This is a genomic window from Zobellia sp. OII3 (assembly GCF_002211465.1).
Lineage (GTDB): Bacteria > Bacteroidota > Bacteroidia > Flavobacteriales > Flavobacteriaceae > Zobellia > Zobellia galactanivorans.
The window spans coordinates 17,067-35,345 of sequence record NZ_MWRZ01000001.1 but is presented as its reverse complement, the minus strand read 5'-3'; the positions used below and the strand labels follow the sequence as shown (position 1 = coordinate 35,345).

The 18,279-nt window shown below is 43.7% G+C and carries 15 protein-coding genes; 4 read left to right on the top strand and 11 right to left on the bottom strand.

Annotation, left to right across the window (positions count from 1 at the left end; translation table 11 throughout):
• Window positions 1–369: 369 nt before the first annotated feature.
• Complete coding sequence (locus tag B4Q04_RS00140; RefSeq protein ID WP_088695643.1) at window positions 370–2,865, bottom strand: zinc-dependent metalloprotease; 2,496 nt, start codon at window positions 2,863–2,865, stop codon at window positions 370–372.
• 491 nt (window positions 2,866–3,356) lie between these two features.
• Between B4Q04_RS00140 and B4Q04_RS00135 the strand changes: the two genes are divergently transcribed.
• Window positions 3,357–3,764, top strand: coding sequence for a hypothetical protein (locus B4Q04_RS00135; protein WP_013992329.1), 408 nt, complete (start codon window positions 3,357–3,359; stop codon window positions 3,762–3,764).
• Window positions 3,765–3,848: 84 nt separating this feature from the next.
• On the opposite strand, the gene B4Q04_RS00130 is transcribed toward B4Q04_RS00135, so the two are convergent.
• From B4Q04_RS00130 to lysS, 6 genes are all read right to left on the bottom strand, one after another.
• On the bottom strand, window positions 3,849–5,279 hold the full coding sequence (locus B4Q04_RS00130; protein WP_088695642.1) for an SLC13 family permease: 1,431 nt from the start codon (window positions 5,277–5,279) through the stop codon (window positions 3,849–3,851).
• Window positions 5,280–5,329: 50 nt separating this feature from the next.
• Window positions 5,330–6,721 carry a c-type cytochrome domain-containing protein gene (locus B4Q04_RS00125; protein WP_088695641.1) on the bottom strand — a complete coding sequence of 464 codons (1,392 nt, stop codon included), beginning with the start codon at window positions 6,719–6,721 and terminating at the stop codon, window positions 5,330–5,332.
• A gap of 9 nt (window positions 6,722–6,730) precedes the next feature.
• Window positions 6,731–7,603, bottom strand: a complete 873-nt coding sequence (locus tag B4Q04_RS00120; protein WP_013992326.1) for a sugar phosphate isomerase/epimerase family protein — start codon at window positions 7,601–7,603, stop codon at window positions 6,731–6,733.
• Window positions 7,604–7,633: 30 nt separating this feature from the next.
• A complete protein-coding gene (locus B4Q04_RS00115; RefSeq protein ID WP_013992325.1) occupies window positions 7,634–9,145 on the bottom strand; it encodes a DUF1501 domain-containing protein in 1,512 nt (503 codons plus the stop codon).
• Between the two features lie 3 nt (window positions 9,146–9,148).
• Window positions 9,149–11,887, bottom strand: coding sequence for a PSD1 and planctomycete cytochrome C domain-containing protein (locus B4Q04_RS00110; RefSeq protein WP_088695640.1), 2,739 nt, complete (start codon window positions 11,885–11,887; stop codon window positions 9,149–9,151).
• Between the two features lie 406 nt (window positions 11,888–12,293).
• Window positions 12,294–13,982, bottom strand: coding sequence for a lysine--tRNA ligase (lysS, locus tag B4Q04_RS00105; RefSeq protein WP_088695639.1), 1,689 nt, complete (start codon window positions 13,980–13,982; stop codon window positions 12,294–12,296).
• A gap of 218 nt (window positions 13,983–14,200) precedes the next feature.
• Between lysS and B4Q04_RS00100 the strand changes: the two genes are divergently transcribed.
• Genes B4Q04_RS00100 through lipB form a run of 3 tightly spaced genes read left to right on the top strand, consistent with a single transcriptional unit; the run spans window position 14,201 to window position 15,852 of the window.
• Window positions 14,201–14,356, top strand: coding sequence for a YqaE/Pmp3 family membrane protein (locus B4Q04_RS00100; RefSeq protein WP_076457143.1), 156 nt, complete (start codon window positions 14,201–14,203; stop codon window positions 14,354–14,356).
• A 12-nt stretch (window positions 14,357–14,368) separates the two neighbouring features.
• The gene (locus B4Q04_RS00095; RefSeq protein ID WP_088695638.1) at window positions 14,369–15,106 is read left to right on the top strand and encodes a hypothetical protein; all 738 of its coding nucleotides are present in this window, start codon (window positions 14,369–14,371) and stop codon (window positions 15,104–15,106) included.
• Window positions 15,107–15,132: 26 nt separating this feature from the next.
• Complete coding sequence (gene lipB, locus B4Q04_RS00090; protein ID WP_013992320.1) at window positions 15,133–15,852, top strand: lipoyl(octanoyl) transferase LipB; 720 nt, start codon at window positions 15,133–15,135, stop codon at window positions 15,850–15,852.
• A 36-nt stretch (window positions 15,853–15,888) separates the two neighbouring features.
• On the opposite strand, the gene B4Q04_RS00085 is transcribed toward lipB, so the two are convergent.
• From B4Q04_RS00085 to B4Q04_RS00075, 4 genes are all read right to left on the bottom strand, one after another.
• Window positions 15,889–16,491 carry a collagen-like protein gene (locus tag B4Q04_RS00085; RefSeq protein ID WP_123772309.1) on the bottom strand — a complete coding sequence of 201 codons (603 nt, stop codon included), beginning with the start codon at window positions 16,489–16,491 and terminating at the stop codon, window positions 15,889–15,891.
• Between the two features lie 56 nt (window positions 16,492–16,547).
• On the bottom strand, window positions 16,548–16,724 hold the full coding sequence (locus tag B4Q04_RS22610) for a hypothetical protein (protein WP_013992318.1): 177 nt from the start codon (window positions 16,722–16,724) through the stop codon (window positions 16,548–16,550).
• Window positions 16,725–16,837: 113 nt separating this feature from the next.
• Window positions 16,838–17,485 (bottom strand): collagen-like protein, encoded by a 648-nt coding sequence (locus B4Q04_RS22605; protein ID WP_088695636.1) that lies wholly within the window; start codon window positions 17,483–17,485, stop codon window positions 16,838–16,840.
• A gap of 115 nt (window positions 17,486–17,600) precedes the next feature.
• Window positions 17,601–18,212 (bottom strand): collagen-like protein, encoded by a 612-nt coding sequence (locus tag B4Q04_RS00075; protein WP_013992316.1) that lies wholly within the window; start codon window positions 18,210–18,212, stop codon window positions 17,601–17,603.
• Window positions 18,213–18,279 lie beyond the last annotated feature (67 nt).

Sequence of the window (18,279 nt, the reverse complement as noted above, 5' to 3'; positions counted from 1 at the left end):
TTTTGATTCTGATACTAAGTTAGTTAAAAGAAGAAGCCGATAATGAAGCTTGTTGCAAAGTGGTACTAAGCTGTGGTCAGTGAAGCTAAAATTGTGGTTTAAATGTATGGTTTATCGGTGTTTTATGTATTTCGTCGATGGGTCTGTGGGTTAAAGGGGGGTGAAGAATAGAAAAGGTATGAAACTCTAGCCGTCAATGTTGCCTCAAGGGCGCTTTGTACAACTAGGTTTCATACCTAATATATCAAGATCGAATTTTGGCCTTTTAGACCATTGCTAGTCTTGAAACCTGTCAACGGAAACTGGCCTATTTCTAATTTCGGTCAGTTTTTTCGGGAGTCATGGTGTATTGGCCATAAGGTCCGTTGCTTATTTAGGATCAAGAATCTGCTCTATTCGTTCGTTTACGTCTTGTAAATGATACTTGCTCATGCTATCGGAAGTCCGTATAATCGCTTTTTCAATGCTTCTTTGCAGTATTTGCAGTTCGGCACGGGCCACGGAACGGATATCGGATTGGCTGGCATGAACCACGGTCGACTTTTGATAGCCGCCAAATTCCGGCAGCTTCTTTTGGTCTTTTGCGGTCATTAAATAATTCAATCGCTCTACATGTGCCTTTTGAAGGTTTCTTCTATAGGTATCAATGCTTTTTCCGCTCTTGAGTTCTGACCAGATACCGTCGCGGAGTTCGTTCATCATATCGGTCAATCGATAAGCTTCCGCTCCGTTGGCGGTTTCATTTTCGATCAAACGTTGAAGTTTTCCTAAACTCAATATGTTGTTTAAAGTTCGGGTCTGCATCGCTCTAATTTCTTCCACAAAACCCGAATATTGGATCTTGTTAAAGATGTTTTGGTCAATAAGCCATTGTGGGGTATCAAAAAGTTCTTCCTGTAGAAAGGCCATACAGTTTTGTTGATGCGATTTCGCTACGGGTATGTAGACGGCACCTTCTTGTTCATAGGTCTTTTGATATTCGTAAACCCCACCGATATTATTCGAAACATGGCCCATATAGCGATTGAATTGGGCTATGACCTGACCGTAGAGTTTTTTAAGGTCTTCGTAGGTTTTTCCATCCTCCTTGGTCCAAGTTATAAGGTTGGGAACAATGCGCTTCAAATTCTTAATACCATATAGACTGGCCTTAACGGCATCGTCGCCCAAATCTTCGGTCTGTGCGCTTGGGTCTACTATATCGCCAACTTGTTGGTGGCCGAAACGGTACAAGGGATCACCGGCATGTTCGAGTATCCAGCTGTCCAGAATTTTATTTTCTTCTTCGGGAGACACCCCTAAAATAGGTTTGTAGCCCCATTTTATGGCGTATTTATCGTAGATGCCTATGTTCGGCATGAGGGCAACATCACCATCTTCGGGTTGGGCAATATAGTTGAAACGGGCGTAATCCATTATCGATGGGGCCGTTCCATATTTTTTGGTGAAGGATACCGAGCGCAAAGAATCGACCGGATAGGCGACACTGCTTCCCATATTGTGGGGCAAGCCCAGGGTATGGCCCACTTCATGGGCCGAAACAAAACGGATCAGGCGTCCCATGATTTCATCTTTGAACTGTGTTCCCCGGGCATCGGGGTTTATGGCCGCGGTCTGTACAAAGTACCAATTGCGCAATAGGGTCATTACATTGTGGTACCAGTTAATATCCGATTCCAGAATTTCACCGCTTCGGGGGTCACTTACGTGGGGTCCGTTCGCATTTGGAATAGGAGAGGCCAAATATCGTACCACCGAGTAACGAACATCTTCGGGAGACCAATCGGGGTCTTCGAGAACGGAAGGGGGTTCTTTGGCGATAATGGCATTTTTGAACCCTGCTTCTTCAAAAGCTACCTGCCAATCTTCTATTCCTTGTTTTATATAAGGGATCCATTTTTTGGGAGTGGCCCTATCTACATAATATACGATCTGTTTTTTGGGTTCTACCAATTCGCCCCTCTTAAATTTTTCCAAATCCTCTTCTTTGACCTCTAGACGCCATCGGTCTAAAAACTTTACGGTCTTACTTTCTTGCACATCCAATCCGTAATCGGTCTGGGAGCTGGCGAACCACCCGACACGTTCGTCAAAATAGCGACGTTTCATAGGTTCGGCGGGCAAAAGTATCATGGAGTTGTTGATTTCAATGGATATGGAGCCGAGACTGCCATTGCTGGGCGGTTTTTTGGCCAAATAGGTCTTAACATGGCGTGCTTCAACATTTAGGGGAAAGCTTTTAATGGATTCGATGTAACTCCTGCTTTCGTCCAAACGTGACACCTTGTACTTTTCCCTGTACGAATCGGGCATACCCAAAGCCTGGACATCTTTTTCAAAGAAGTCGTTCACTTGTATGACGGTCGTGGGGTTGGCCGAATCTTTTTTGACGGCCTTAATGTCAAAGGCGTACAAAACGGGTTCAAAGTTGGAATTTACCACGGCTTCATGTACGGGCAATGAATCGGCGGCCACGATACCGTGGGAAACGACGCGAAGTAGGACTTTCGTCGGCTTTTTTTCCCAGCGGAGTACCTTTGTATTGATTTTGCCACCCCCGAAACCGATACCTGTGGCGGTTTTGGAAATACGGCTTACCATCAACATCTCTTTGTTGAACAAAGAATCGGGTATTTCATAGTAGTGGTTTTCATCGACAATATGTGTGGTAAACAACCCTTCGTCAGACTTGGCCGCTTTGGTAATGACCTTGTTGTAGGGTTTTATCTTTTCCTTTTTACCATCGCCCTTGCTGTCGGGGCTTTCGGTATGGTCTTTCTTTTTCTTGAAAATTTGGGCTTCCGTAGTTGCAGTACTTAGTACCATTAAAGCAAAAACGAACCTAACAATTGTTGTTTTGTTCATGTAAAATGTTGATTTGAAAATTTGTTGGAGTGAATTGCGGTAAAATATCGGTGTATTCGATTCGACTTTTATAATGTATGTAGAAAAAAAACCTCTTACCGCTCATTGGGTAAATATAACAATTTTGAGTGTTTAAGTCTTTGCATAGTAGGACGGAAAGAATCCCTTTCTAAGAGATTTTCTTCCTTTAACTTCTTAAGCCTATGTTCTTTGTTCGGATGAACGACCAATAAAACCGATGATTTTCGCCAGCCTTTATGGATGCTTCCGGAAACGGAAAAAAATATTCAAAATTCCCGCCATAAAAATTCCTGACAAATACTGTCGGGAAATCAAAAGTGCAAACGCTAAAATAGCAAGTTGACTCATTTTTGAGCCATAAATTGCGAATATGGTGATTTCAAGATAATTAAGAAATGTCCCACAAAAATAGAAAAGCAATAAAGGCACAATTAGGCGTTATATAAGCTCGTAAATAAACGTACAACGTTATGAACAAGAAGAGTTTAAAAATAAGTATACTATTGGGTCTTATATTCGCAAACGGAGTTTTTGCCGCTGACCCCGTTACAGAAAAAGATGAATCGATCATTCAATCTATAGACTATATCGATGAGGATGTAGATTTTGAATTGGGCTTTGATACTTCGGATTATCTTCCCGAAGATTTTAATGCGAACGATATCTATGTTGATTTAGATGCCATTGCCTATATAGAGGAAGATGCAAACGATACAGGTGACCTGACCAAGTATCTTCCGGTAGATTTTAACGCCTATGCGTACCCTACGCATGTGGAAGACTTCAACTATATTGATGTTAATGATGAAATATCTTTAAATTTCAACACAAAAGAACATCTGCCCGAAGGATTTAATCCGTATATAAAATACAATTGACCATTTAAAATTTTAATGGATTAGCTAAATAAAACCCTCGCTTTTAAGCAGGGTTTTGTTTTATACGGAATTTTCATTTTTCCACTAGAACAAGATGGGTACTACAAATTGGAACATTAAGACCAATAGCATTACCGCAATGATGTTCAATATAATACCGACCCTGGCCATTTCGTTCACCTTTACATAGCCGCTGGCAAAAACAATGGCATTGGGAGGTGTAGCCATAGGAAGCATAAAGGCACAGCTACTGGCTATGGTAACGGGAATCAATAGATATAGTATAGGAATATCCAAGCCGATGGCAATACCGGCTACTACGGGGGCCAGTACGGCGATCAAGGCCACGTTGCTCATCAGTTCGGTCATAAAGAGCATAAGGGTAATCAAAAGAATGGCCGTAAACAAAACACTGATGTGGCTATTGCCTATTGCTCCCGATACTACGTCAACGATACCGCTTATCGACATACCTTTGGCCAAGGCCAATCCGCCACCAAAAAGGATCAAGATGCCCCAAGCTAATTTTTGGGTGTCTTTCCATACAATGATAAAGTCGCCCTTTTTTATGTCGTAGGGGATGGCGAACATTGCAATTGCCGCCATGATACTGATCATGGTATCGTTCAATTTCAGTGCGGGGAATATACCGTTGATGACCGTCCTGAAAATCCATAGGAAAACGGTAACCCCAAAAATAGCGAGCACCATTTTTTCTTTCCCTCCCATGGGGCCCAGTTTTTTGAGTTCATCGTTGATCACATTCTTAGAAGCGGAAAAGACGAGGTCGCGATTCGGGTACATCCATTTCACCAAAACCATATAACTGATCCAGATCATCAAGGCGGAAAAGGGTACGCCTATGACCATCCATTTTAAAAAGGAGATCTCAATATTGTATTCGTTTTCCAAAAGGCCTATCATTACCGAATTGGGCGGTGTTCCGATGACCGTGGCCACCCCACCGGCATTGGCCGAAAAAGCAATGCCCAACATGACGGAAAGGGCAAAATTCCTGTCGCTTTTGGTAAAGCCGTCGGCATCGTTGACCAAAAGACCAATGACCGACATGGCAATAGGAAGCATTACAACGGTAGTGGCCGTATTGCTGATCCACATACTCAATGACGCCGTAGCGATCATAAAACCAAGTACTACCTTGTTGGGGGTGGTACCGGTAATTTTAATGATGTTCAGGGCTATGCGTTTGTGAAGGTTCACTTTTTCGAGGGCCAAGGCCAGAACGAACCCGCCAAAGAACAAGAAGATTATTGGACTGCCATAATTCGCGCCCACCTCACCGATGTCCATTATTTTTAGAAAGGGAAAAAGAAGTAGGGGGAGTAGGGCGGTTACCGAGATCGATACGGCTTCGGTAATCCACCAAACGACCATCCAGATGGCAACGGCAATTACGGCATCTCCTTTTTCGGAGACCAGGTCAAACGGTAAAAAGCGAATAATAAAAAAAAGAATGGGCCCTAAAAAGAGTCCCGCTTTTTTACTGGGTTCCATAGTTTTGAATTGGTGGTCCTAAGCTATGTTTTTTCTTTTGTTTATGAAAATTAATATACAATGGTGTCCGAGGGTATCGGAGGAAGCTGGTAGTTGCCGTAATCGATACTGATTTTCGGGTTGTTCAGTTTTACGCTCTCGGGCGTGGCTTCGGTGCCGAACAAATAGAGCCGTTGTAAATTTTTGAATCCGTTTAAAGTCTCTAAATGTTCCGGTTTTAAGGCAGTGCCTGTTAAGTTGATCGATTTTAAATGTTCGAGTGTGGCCAAAAGGTGCAAGTCCTTTCCGGTAATAGCGGTATGGTCCAATAACAATATGGTCAGGTTAGGTAGCTCGGCCAATTTAGAAAAAGCGGCATCGGTAATTTTGGTATGGCCCAGGTCGAGTCTTGAAATCTGTTCCTTGATAGGAAGTAGGGCTTCAAAGTCGGCATCGGAAAAAGCAGCTTGGTTGATGCACGATACACTAAGGAAGTTAGACGACTTGCTGATGGGGTCGATATGAACCCCGGTCTTTTCTATAGCCTTGATGTGTTCTTCCGATGCAGCGGGTATCTCTATATCCGGATGGTCAAAATCTGCCTTTTTGGGAAAGAAGGAAAGAAAAAGCGCTTTATCAAGACCTGATTCGGCAATGGTTTTTTCAAAGGGGCTTCCGGCATCGATCCATGCGCGTACCAATTGTATTTCTTCCTTTGATGGTTGGGACTTTCCTTCGGGAGGCATATGGTCGTCATTGTCCATAGGGAGTACGAGCCTTGTAAACAGCTCGCTTTCCGAAGCTTTTGAGGCTTCGATTACGGCTCCGCTCTCGCCTCCTTTCAAAATACCTTCCTCTGAGTTCAACAGGAGTTCGCCCTTGGCTTTTTTCGGATTGTGGCAACTCACGCATTTGTTGTTCAATATGGGTTTGATGACATCCTCATAGATAAGGGCCTCTTGCCAATTGGTTTCGTTGAGACTGATTTCTTTCTCTTCAAATGTTTCAAAACCTAAGGCCGATTTTATGGAATTCGGTAGGGGTTCGATCAAATAATCTTCTCCATGGGTAATGTTCCCCCCTTGGTGGCCGGTAAAGGAAACCAAAACAAAGAAGAGAACGGACCATCCCACCATAGGGAGCTTCGATAAAAAATCAACCGCTTGGCTCCCTTTTAATTGGGCATACATCAAAAACGAAAACAAGGCCGTAGCAATGCCCGACCACAAATGCCATTTTACCGTTTCAAAGGCATAGCCTTCACCCAGGTATTGTAAGTAACCGGTAAGGCAGGCAAGGCTGGCGCTAATACCGGCCCACAGATAGATGAGGGCTAATACCGCGTTGTATTCTTTCTTTTTACGGTCGTAGGCTTGCAAAAGGAGCCCCAGAATAATAAAGCCTATCGGTAGATGGACCACAAGGGGGTGTAACCTTCCAAGAAGTTGTTTCAGAACATCCATATTGATTGTTTAATCGATATTGAATCGTTCTTTTAGCAGCTTCATCATATAGACATTGGCTTTCCATTGGTCGGCCACGGGTAATTGGGTGTAGGGTAAAGTGGGCATATAGTCTGCGGGACCGAATTCGGTAGTAATCGTAAAAACGTCTTTGCCTTCCCATTGTTTACGGATCACTTTTTCCCAAATGTCCATATGACGCTCTACGGCTTTCTTCCATTCAGGGGCTTCGGGGTCGTTTACTTGAGGGCCTTCGGCATGACCTACACGGGCATGGATGTGATGTGAGCGGTTTACGATTTCTTCGAGCTCTTTATCTTGATTCTGTAAAAGCGACTCATGAACGACCATCCAATGGCTGATGTCTAAGTTCAGTTTTAATTCAGGAATGGCCGAAAGGTATTTTTTGGTGTCGGGAAGGTTGAAGCTAAATCGTCCGCGGTGGGTTTCATGATAAATAGGAATGTTGCTTTCTTTGGCTATTTTGTTGGCAGCGTCAATAAAGGCCTTGTTCTGTTCGAAAGTAAAAAAATCACTTCCCGTATGGCAATTGATGTACACAGGGTTCCAAGAGACTAGGGTTTTAAAATGGGCGGTGTATTGCTTTAAACTTTCCTTAAAAGGAATGGATTTATTGGTGCCGTTCAAGAAACCGACTTTTAAATCGTATTTCTCAAGGGCCGTTTTTAGTTCGTTCTGGCTTTTTTTGTCCCTAGGAAACCACGTCTCTATGCCGTCGTAACCGGCCGCCTTTGTTTTTTCGCAAAAGGCATCCCAAGAAATCTGTCGGCCCCAATCGGTCTGAAAGAACTGTAATTGTTTTTTTTGGGAAAGTCCTATAAAGGAAAAAAGGAGTACAACAAGGGTCAGTGGCATTCTCATAAATGGTAGGGTTGCTATTATAATTGTTATTTAAGATAAAATTTCTTTGATGATATTGCCTTCTACATCGGTCAATCGAAACGGTCTGCCCTGAAATTCATAGGTGAATTCTTCGTGGTCAAAACCGAGTAAGTGTAAAATAGTGGCATGTACATCGTGAACCGATACGCGGCCTTCGATTCCGGAAAAACCAATATCGTCGGTCTGACCGTGTGAAGCACCTTTTTTGATGCCTCCGCCGGCCATCCACATGGTAAAGGCATCACCGTGGTGATCTCTTCCTTTAAAGGGCATTTCTTTATTCCCCCTATTTTCTTGCATGGGCGTTCGGCCGAATTCCCCTCCCCATACGATTAGGGTATCGTCTAGGAGTCCGCGTTGTTTCAAATCCATGATCAAGGCGGTTATGGGCCGGTCTATTTGGGTACATTTATTTCGGAGGCCCTTATCGATAGATCCCGAACGTATCACGCCATGGCTGTCCCAGCCCCAATCGAACAATTGAACGAAGCGTACCCCGTCTTCCACCAGTTTTCTGGCAAGCAGACAATTGTTGGCAAACGATTCTTTGCCGGGTTCTACCCCGTACATCTCCTTAATGTGCTCGGGCTCATTATTGATATTCATAACCTCGGGAACCGCTATTTGCATACGGTAGGCCATTTCGTATTGGTTGATCCGCGCCAGAATTTCAGGATCGGCATATTTGGCGTATTCCTCCTTGTTAATTTGGGTAATGGCGTCTATGGTGCTTTTCTTTAAATCCCTGGAAATACCATCTGGGTCTTCAAGATAAAGTACGGGGTCGCCCTTAGATCGGCATTGCACCCCTTGGTAGACGGAGGGTAAAAATCCGCTTCCCCAGACACTTTTTCCGGCATCGGGCGTGTTTCCGCCAGAGGTCAAAACAACAAAGCCGGGTAGGTTCTGGTTTTCAGAGCCCAGGCCGTATGTGGCCCACGCGCCAATACTGGGGCGACCTAAACGGGCACTACCCGTATGCATAAAAAGTTGTGCCGGGCCGTGGTTGAACTGATCGGTATGCACTGCCTTTAAAAAGGCGACATCGTCTACTACCTTTTTAAAATGGGGCATAAAGTTCGAGACCCAATTGCCTGAATCGCCTTCTTGTTTGAATTCGGCCTGAGGGCCCATTAACTTTGGGGTGCCTTTTATAAAGGCGAATTTTTTTCCGGCCAATAAAGATTGCGGACAATCTTGGCCATCTAGGCTGTGAAGTTTGGGTTTGTAATCGAACATTTCGAGTTGCGATGGGGCCCCGGCCATGTGCAGGTAAATGACCGATTTGACCTTTGGACCATAATGTGGGGGCAAAGTGGCCAATGGATTAAGGTCGCGTTCCGAAAATGTGGTCGCTGATTTTTTGTTCGGTTTCGTGAGCGGGTCGCATCCCATGAAAATGGAACTCAAGGCCAGTCCGCCAAGTCCTTGTGCGCAACTTTTTATAAAGTGCCTTCGGGTCTTTTCCTGTGCTTCTCGGGCCAGTTTCTCTTGAATGAGTCTTTCGATTTGGTCTTTCACGGCTTATACTTTCGTTAAAAATTCATCTAAGTTCATAATGGCATTGGCCACAAGGGTAAGGGCACTGAGTTCGGCCGTAGGCTTCTCTTCAAATGGAAGTAATAGTTTTGAAGCTTCACTGTTTTTGTTGAATTCCGCCAAGGAAGTCTGGTATAAGGCTTTTAGGGCTTTTAGTCTATTGGGACTTATCTCCTTAAAAGTTGCTTTTTTATAACTCAGGGCAATACTTTTTTCAATGTCGTCAGGCCTGTAGTTGTTTTTTGCCAAATGGTAGGCGGTTTCCAAGTAAACGGGATCGTTTAAGGTAACCAAGGCCTGTAAGGGGGTATTGGTTACGGTTCTTCTAATCGTGGCGACTTCGCGGCTTCCCGCATCGAATGTCAGGAACGAAGGGTAGGGGCTCGTTCGCTTTAAAAAAGTATATATACCCCGGCGGTATCGGTCTTCCCCTTTGCTTTCGACCCATTGGGCATTGCTATATACCGTTTGCCAAACACCATCGGGCTGGGGTGGCATAACGCCCGGTCCGTACATCTTAGGGCTTAAAAGTCCGGATACGGCCAAGGCTTGGTCCCTGATCTGTTCTGCACCCAAACGCATTCTCGGTCCACGGGCGTAAAGTTCGTTTTCGGGGTCTATTTCATACATTTCGGGAGTACTTTCGGAACTCTGTCGGTATGTGCCCGACATCACGATTTCCCTCACCAATTTCTTTATACTCCAGTTGTGCTCGTTCATAAACCGTAGGGAAAGCCAATCGAGCATGGCCGGATGCGAAGGGGCATCCGATTGCGAGCCGATATCCTCTACGGTAGAGACCAGGCCTCTGCCATAGATTTGGTGCCATACCCGATTTACCAAGGTGCGGGCGGTCAAGGGGTTTTTTTTATCTACGATCCATTGGGCCAGTCCGAGTCGGTTGGCGGGCCAATCGGGGTTCCATGCGTTTAAGCTCTCTGGGGTGCCCGGTTCTACGGTATCGGTTTTCGACATCCAGCTGCCGCGATCGAACAGTTGGGAAGTACGCTTCATGTAATCCGGATTTTCAACCATTATTGGTACGGTCGGGGTTTTCATGTTAAGGGCCTCCATGAGGTTAGCACCCATTTCACTATATCCGGCCTGGCCTTCGCCGGGTAAATCAGGAATAAAGGTCACCCAATAGAGATTCATCAGGTTGGCTTCCTTTTTGGCATTGGCATTATGGGTTTCGATATAAATATCGCCCTGACGGTCCAATTTCTTTATAGGAAAGCGGGCCGTAATATTCTGTTTTTGTTTGTTGATGGTGAACTCGCCTATAATCGGGCCCTCGGCATCCTTTTCACGGATAATGATTTTTGTGCCGTTATAGTGCGAACGATAGTTGAGGTACACATAACTGGCATTGTTGGTGTATCCGTTTTCTATGATGCAATTTCCCTTGTCCCATAAAACCACGGAGGCGTGGTCATCGTAGGAGCCATTGTTGATTTCCTTGAAAAAATGCGATTTATAGACGGGTTCTGTAAACTGTAAAAAGTCCTTGTAGGTTTTGGCGGAGGCCTCGTCCCCATACTTAGTAGTCCATTCGATGACCTTATCTACCTTTTCCTGTTGTTCGGGCGTATAGAATTTAAGAACGGGCGACTCACCGGGTGTATCTTCGTCACGTGAGTTGTTAAAGAAGGCCATCAGCTTGTAAAATTCTTCGTATTTAAAAGGGTCGTACGGATGGCTGTGGCACTGAACACAACCGATCGTAGTGCTCTGCCATACCTCAAAAGTAGTGTTTACACGATCGATGACGGTAGCCACGCGATATTCCTCGTCATCGGTGCCGCCTTCATCGTTGTTCATGGTATTTCTATGAAAGGCCGTGGCGATCAATTGGTCGGGAGAGGGCTCTGGTAACAGGTCGCCCGCTAATTGCTCAATTGTAAACTGGTCATAGGGAAGGTCGCGATTGAAGGCATCGATGACCCAATCGCGATAGCGCCAAATGCTGCGGGCCATATCTTTTTCGTATCCTTTGGAGTCGGCATATCGGGCCAGGTCTAACCACCACGTGGCCCATTTTTCGCCATAGGTCTTTTGGTTCAATAAAGTGTCTACCAAATCTTCATAAGACAGCTCTTCGGATTCAAAACGGTCGAGGAGTTCTTGGCTGGGCGGTAGGCCAATGATATCTAAGGATAACCTTCTGGCGATTATATTTTTTTCTGCGGAAGGATTGGGCTGTAGGTTTTTCTCGTCGAGCCGGGCAAGAATAAAATGGTCAATATCGTTTTGTACAAAGTCTGAAGTACTGGTAGGGGCCAGACTGGCCTCGATATTAATTTGAGGGACCTCTACTTTTTCAGGAAGCGAATAGGCCCAGTGTTGGCCCCAGTTCGCACCTTCATCTATCCAACGGGTCAATAGGTCTATCTCTTCGTCGGTGAGCTTGGGTTTTTCGTAAGGCATACGAAGCTCGGGGTCTTCTTCGTGCAGTCTTTTGATCATTTCACTGCCGGCGGCATTTCCGGGAATGATGGCCGCTACTCCCGATTCTGTTTTAGCGAAAGCTTCATCTTCGAACAAGAGACTGAAGCCACCACTTTTTTTTACGCCCCCATGGCAGGTAATACATTTGTTGTTAAGAATAGGTTTTATCTGCGTGCTAAAGTCAACAGGGGGAGTAGATTGGCAGCTACCTAATAACATTAGCCCTACCGAATTTAAAAGATACCAAAAACCATTATGTATTGTCCTCTTTTTCATACTTAGGTCTTATTTTTTCTTATAAATCACCCTTCAATATAGAAAACTTGAAAAGTTAAGAACTCAAAAAATTACGCAACTTGTACAACAGCGGTTGTTAGTTATAGGCTATTTTGAAGAAAAACCCCTAAAGACAAGGTTGTTAAAATTTGTGACGCTTTCGTACTAAAGATAGTGATTGTCGTTTGAAAGCGATTGATAACCCGAATTTTATAGAGCTGAGGGGTGCGGTGTAGCGGTTGGGATGGCAATTTCCTTTTGTGGCCAATGGGGTGATGGTCCTAGAGTTTGATGGGGAATTTGCTGTATAGGGTATGGCTTCGGGCAGGCATTCCTTTTAAAGTAAAAGAGCCAATTCATTTTGTTGTGAATTGGCTCTTTGTATTTAAAGGTTGTTTTGTCTTTTTTATTTCAGGACTACGGTTTTGTTGTCGCCCTCGACATTTACGCTGATCAATCCGTGTTTGTTCAGTGCCTTCATCGACTTGTCCCATTTTTTACCGCTCAGTCCGGCTTTTGATTTTAAGTCGGACAGTTCCATTTCCCCTTCCGGTTTCAACAATTCTACAATGGCCTTTTCTTCATCGGTCAGTGCTATCGCTTTTTTCTCCGGTCTCATTTGAGGGAAGAACAATACTTCTTGAATCGATGAATTGTTGGTCAAGAGCATTACCAGACGGTCAATGCCGATACCGATACCCGATGTTGGGGGCATGCCGTATTCAAGGGCACGCAAGAAATCTTGGTCAATGAACATGGCCTCGTCGTCCCCTTTTTCGGAAAGCTTCAATTGCTCTTCAAAACGTTCGCGCTGATCTATGGGGTCGTTCAACTCAGAATAGGCATTGGCCAGCTCCTTACCGTTGACCATTAGTTCAAAGCGTTCGGTCAGGGCAGGGTTGTCTCGATGCTCTTTCGTTAACGGACTCATCTCTTTTGGATAGTCGGTAATAAACGTAGGCTGTATATAATGGTGCTCACATTTTTCGCCAAAAATTTCATCTATCAGTTTGCCGACACCCATGGTCTCATCAACTTCAATACCTAATTCTTTTGCGGTTTCACGTAGTTCTTCTTCGCCCATACCGGCCACATCTTTACCCGTGTGGATTTTTATGGCCTCTAGAATAGGTACGCGCGCATAGGGGGCCTTAAACTCAATTTCGTTTTCACCTACCGTAACTTTTGACGATCCGTTGGCATCGATGGCCACTTTTTCCAATAGTTTTTCGGTGGTGTCCATCATCCAATTGTAATCCTTATAGGCTACATAGAGTTCCATTACGGTAAACTCGGGATTGTGGGTACGGTCCATTCCCTCATTACGGAAATCTTTGGAAAACTCATAGACTCCGTCAAAACCTCCAACGATCAATCTTTTAAGGTATAGCTCGTTGGCGATACGAAGGTACAAGGGAATGTTCAAGGCATTGTGATGCGTTAAAAATGGCCTTGCGGCGGCACCACCGGGTATGGGTTGAAGAATAGGGGTTTCAACTTCCAAGTATCCCGCTTTATTGTAAAACTCCCTGATACTGTTGGTGATCTTGGTCCTTTTGACAAAGGTTTCCTTGACCTTTGGGTTGACCACCAAATCAACATAGCGTTGACGGTATCTCATTTCGGGATCGTTGAATTCGTCAAAAACATTGCCTTCGGCATCTTTTTTGGGCAAGGGCAACGGACGTAAAGACTTGCTCAAGAGCGAAAAGTTCTTTACCATTACGGTTTTTTCGCCCACCTGGGTGGTAAAAAGCTCCCCTTCAATACCAATGATATCGCCTATGTCCAATAGTTTTTTATAAACGTCGTTGTAAAGGCTTTTATCCTCGCCGGTACAAATTTCGTCACGGTTGAAATAGACCTGGATCCGGCCTTCACTGTCTTGCAACTCGGCAAAAGAAGCCTTGCCCTGAATTCTACGCGACATCAATCGCCCTGAAATGACTACCTTTTTACCCTCTTCAAACTCCGATTTAATGCGCTTTGAAGTAGCATCTACAGGGTATAGGGCGGCGGGGTAGGGGTTGATGCCCAGTTCGCGCAATTTGGTCAGTTTTTCTCGTCTAATGATTTCTTGTTCCGAAAGTTGCATTTTTTAATATTTAAGGCTGCAAATATACGCTATCGACAGTATACTCTATGCATCATGTAATACGAAATTATAATGAAGCGGTCTGGTTTGCGTTAATGTATAAAGCAGGATTGCTTGAAATGCCCAAAAAATGACCTTGTTTTTTCCTTTTATGGATGTAACAAAAATGACGTTTTTACGTCTTATGGGTACATCATCAATCAAAAAATTTGTTTAAAATGAGCTTTTTACGTGTTTTGTTGGCTATTATCTTTCCTCCTTTGTCGGTTATCGGAAAAGGTTGTGGGTCTTTTTTTATTGTCCTACTTTTGACTTTCTGTGGCTGGGTTCCGGGAGTTATTGCCGCATTGATCATATTGAACAATCCTAACTAGAATCGATTTTAGATGAAATTATTAAAAGTAGTGGTAACGGTTTGTATTGCCGTTTTTTTTGTAGCCTGTAATTTTACGGAAGAAATTTATTTCAACGAAGATGGAACAGGTAAGATGAACATCGGTTTTGATGGGAGTGAAATGATGCAAATGATGCCTTCTTCCGACTCTACCAAATTGGGGGAGGTTATTGACTCGACCCTAGTGTTCAAGGATTTACTACGTGAGAAAAAAGATAGTATAGCGCAATTGTCGCCCGAACAACAGGCCGAACTGAAAAGATTGGAGCCTTTTAGCCTGCACATGAAGGTAGATGCCGACAATGGGATTATGAACTTTAATATGTTTACCGATTTTAAGGATGTATCGGAAGTGAATGATGCCTTTAATGCTTTTCAAAGTGCAAGTTCGGTCGGGCCTGCGGCAGGTAGCAAGCCTATGCCCCAAAATCCGGCTAATGGGGCTACGAAAGTAAATTATACCTTTAATAAGAATAAGTTCAAACGTGAAGCGGCCATTGTAGACCAAGAATTGTTCCAGCAAAGCGTCGATAGCCTGGTAAGTGCGGAAATGTTTCTTTCTTCTTCTACGTACACCTTTAAATATCACTTTCCAAAAAGGATAAAATCTACGAATATCGAAGCGGCCACTTTTTCTATGGATGGAAAGACCATGATCTATGAGGTCAACTTTTTGGATATCTTGAAAGATCCAGAATCTGTTCTCATTGAGGTAGAGTTAGAGAAATAGGCCGTCTGTTTTCGTATCTTTGTTCCATGAACAAAAAGGTGCTTTTTCAAGATCTCGGACAGAAAGACTACAAGGAAACTTGGGACTATCAAGAATTACTGTTTAAGCAAACGGTAGACTTAAAGATCAAGAACCGAAGGGAAGAGGCCGATGAGCCGACCCCCAATCACTTTTTATTTGTAGAACACCCCCATGTGTATACTTTGGGCAAGAGTGGTGATTTGGCCAACCTTTTGGTGGGCGAAGAAGAGCTTGCCGCCAAAAAAGCCAAATTCTATAAAATAAATAGGGGAGGTGATATCACTTACCATGGCCCCGGGCAGATAGTAGGATATCCAATTTTAGATCTTGACAATTTTTTTACCGATATCCATAAGTACCTTAGGTTTTTAGAGGAAATGGTAATTTTGACCTTGGCCGAATATGGGGTGAAGGCCGAGCGCTCGGAAGGAGAGACCGGGGTTTGGCTCGATGTAGGAACGCCATTTGCCCGAAAAATATGTGCCATGGGCGTGCGGGCCAGCCGTTGGGTCACCATGCACGGTTTTGCCTTGAACGTCAATGCCGACTTAGGGTATTTCGATTTGATGATCCCGTGCGGTATAAAGGATAAGGCCGTTACTTCTTTAAATGTAGAATTAGGGAAAAAAGAAGTTGACCTGAACGAAGTAAAAGGAAAGTTGCTGAAACATTTTGAAGCCCTTTTCGAAGCGGAAATAATAGAACAAGAAAAAACCTCGGCGTGAGCCGAGGTTTTTTTTATTATGTTTAAAATTTAAGATTTAGTAGTCCATTCCAAGGTAATCCATGACCTCATAATAATTGGAAAGATCTACGCCATTTTCCTGCATACCTTTTATACTATGGCCATTTCCTCCTTTACCTGAAAGTGCTGCGGGTGCTATCAATATATAACGCACAAAACCATCTATGGGGTCAATAGTGCCTACGGTATCCAGATTGCCGAATTCGGTAATAGTATATTCTCCGACAGCCATTTTCTGTTCCATGGTAAAAGATCTTAATAAAGGTTCGGTAAATGGTATGGCATAAATATCAGTATAAGAATCATCAAAGGAAAAATAACCTAAAATGGTATAGGTACTCAATACTTCTTGTGTAATATTGGGATCGTTTATGGTTACCGAAGCTCTGGAGAAAGACCATGTGTCCGCGAAATCCGCTACAACCCATTCAGAGGCCATGACATTGGCATTGCCATCAGCTCCATCAGCACCATTAGCACCATTAGCACCATCAGCACCGTCTGTGCCATCAGTTCCATCGATGCCATTGGTACCTGCGGGGCCCATGGCTCCATCCATGCCATCTTCACCATCTTTTGCACAAGATGTAAACATTAGGGCCAATAGTACTAAGCCCATACCTAATAATTTCATTGTAAATTTCATAATTTTTTCTTTGCTTAGAAAGCACATTACTATTCCAAGCCAAAATACTGCATAATTTCTTCGTAAGTCATTTTTTTAATGTTTTCCCTTTCTGTTTTTCCGGCTAGATTGCCTTTAACAAGAATGAATCTAAAGTCCAGCGTTTGGCCAGAATCGGATATTACTTCTACAACGAGGGACCCAACATTGATTTCATCAATATCCATTATAACCTCTTTGGAAATAACTATGGGAAGGCTTTTTCATAGGTCATGGTTAACATCGGCGCATAAAAAAACCGAGGTGTAGGCCTCGGTTTTTCATTTTGTAAATGATTTTATCAATAATCAAGTCCAAAATGGTCCATAACTTCACGGTAGGTCATTTTGTTAAAATCCGGTGTATTCCCTTTTGAAGAGATGAGTATGTTCGGGGGAATGATAAGGTAACGGAACCTATTCCCTCGTTCAGGGCTTATGGCGTACTCGCTCAGCGGACTGGTGCTTGTTGATCTTGCATATATGTTGATATCCTCTGAAGCGGCACTGCCAGAACCATAGCCAAAGGTAAATTGGGCTCCTCTAAAATTGAGAACAGGTAGTTGGTAAACGTTGCCGTCGCCGTAACCGGTGAAATAGACCAAAACAATATGGGTGTTTTTAATTCTAAAGGCGGATTCCATAGAAGCAGGAAAATCGATTCCCATATATTGTATAGTTTCCGAGGTGCCCGTAAAATTGGCAGGAATCCAATCGCTGTAATATACTTCGGCGTTGCCGTCCTTCCCATCTTCCCCGTTTTCACCGGCTGGTCCTTGTGGGCCCTGTTCACCTTGGAGTCCTTGTTCACCTTGCTCTCCTTGGGGGCCAATTGGGCCTTCCTCCCCTTGTGGCCCTATTGGACCGACATCCCCATCTTTTGAACAGGAAGTAATCAGTGCAGTAATGCTCAAAAAAGTCATGAATAGAATTTTCAATGTAGTTTTCATAATACTTGTTATTTATACGTTTGGCTTTTTATGGAATAGGCTATAGCAAGGTTAACATCGGCGCATAAAAAAACCGAGGTGTAGGCCTCGGTTTTTCATTTTGTAAATGATTTTATCAATAATCAAGTCCAAAATGGTCCATAACTTCACGGTAGGTCATTTTGCTAAAGTTGGGATTTTGGGATTTTTCCGTAACCGAGTTTGTTGGGATGATAATATACCTATACATATGATATGGGCTTACACCACCATGGATATCATAGTTTTCGGTAACGTTGAATTGTATGTTTCCTTCAGAAATAAACGCTTTATAAATGTCGATTTGGGTATTTCCCAAGGCATTGTACATGAGCGTAATCGGAAATTGGGCTACTTTGTCGGTCGGCCAAACGTTTTCGGTATAACCGTTTAGTTTGCCGTAAACGATTACTGTTCCTTCTTCAACGATTTCAGAAGTAATTTCCGGAACTGCTTTGTTGCCATTAAAATGCGGCAGTTCGTTTACCATGGTTTTTTCAAAAGTTAAGGGAAACCATTCGGAAGCGATTACATTGGCGTTGCCATCTTCCCCTGCTGGTCCTTCTGGGCCCTGCACACCTTGTTCGCCTGCCGGTCCTTGCTCTCCTTGGGGGCCTATTGGGCCAGTATCCCCATCCTTTGAACAGGAAGTCGTTAGTGCTGCGATACTGAAAAAACTCAAGAATAAAATTTTAAATGTGGTTTTCATAATGCTTGTTATTTATGCGTTTGGTGTTTTATGCATAACGTAAGTTAAGGTTAACATCATATAATAA

Excerpts from the sequence above, each read along its gene's own strand:
- B4Q04_RS00140 (WP_088695643.1), bottom strand. The coding sequence starts at position 2,865 with ATGAACAAAACAACAATTGTTAGGTTCGTTTTTGCTTTAATGGTACTA.
- B4Q04_RS00135 (WP_013992329.1), top strand. The coding sequence starts at position 3,357 with ATGAACAAGAAGAGTTTAAAAATAAGTATACTATTGGGTCTTATATTC.
- B4Q04_RS00130 (WP_088695642.1), bottom strand. The coding sequence starts at position 5,279 with ATGGAACCCAGTAAAAAAGCGGGACTCTTTTTAGGGCCCATTCTTTTT.
- B4Q04_RS00125 (WP_088695641.1), bottom strand. The coding sequence starts at position 6,721 with ATGGATGTTCTGAAACAACTTCTTGGAAGGTTACACCCCCTTGTGGTC.
- B4Q04_RS00120 (WP_013992326.1), bottom strand. The coding sequence starts at position 7,603 with ATGAGAATGCCACTGACCCTTGTTGTACTCCTTTTTTCCTTTATAGGA.
- B4Q04_RS00110 (WP_088695640.1), bottom strand. The coding sequence starts at position 11,887 with ATGAAAAAGAGGACAATACATAATGGTTTTTGGTATCTTTTAAATTCG.
- lysS (WP_088695639.1), bottom strand. The coding sequence starts at position 13,982 with ATGCAACTTTCGGAACAAGAAATCATTAGACGAGAAAAACTGACCAAA.
- B4Q04_RS00100 (WP_076457143.1), top strand. The coding sequence starts at position 14,201 with ATGAGCTTTTTACGTGTTTTGTTGGCTATTATCTTTCCTCCTTTGTCG.
- B4Q04_RS00095 (WP_088695638.1), top strand. The coding sequence starts at position 14,369 with ATGAAATTATTAAAAGTAGTGGTAACGGTTTGTATTGCCGTTTTTTTT.
- lipB (WP_013992320.1), top strand. The coding sequence starts at position 15,133 with ATGAACAAAAAGGTGCTTTTTCAAGATCTCGGACAGAAAGACTACAAG.
- B4Q04_RS00085 (WP_123772309.1), bottom strand. The coding sequence starts at position 16,491 with ATGGGCTTAGTACTATTGGCCCTAATGTTTACATCTTGTGCAAAAGAT.
- B4Q04_RS22610 (WP_013992318.1), bottom strand. The coding sequence starts at position 16,724 with ATGGATATTGATGAAATCAATGTTGGGTCCCTCGTTGTAGAAGTAATA.
- B4Q04_RS22605 (WP_088695636.1), bottom strand. The coding sequence starts at position 17,485 with ATGAAAACTACATTGAAAATTCTATTCATGACTTTTTTGAGCATTACT.
- B4Q04_RS00075 (WP_013992316.1), bottom strand. The coding sequence starts at position 18,212 with ATGAAAACCACATTTAAAATTTTATTCTTGAGTTTTTTCAGTATCGCA.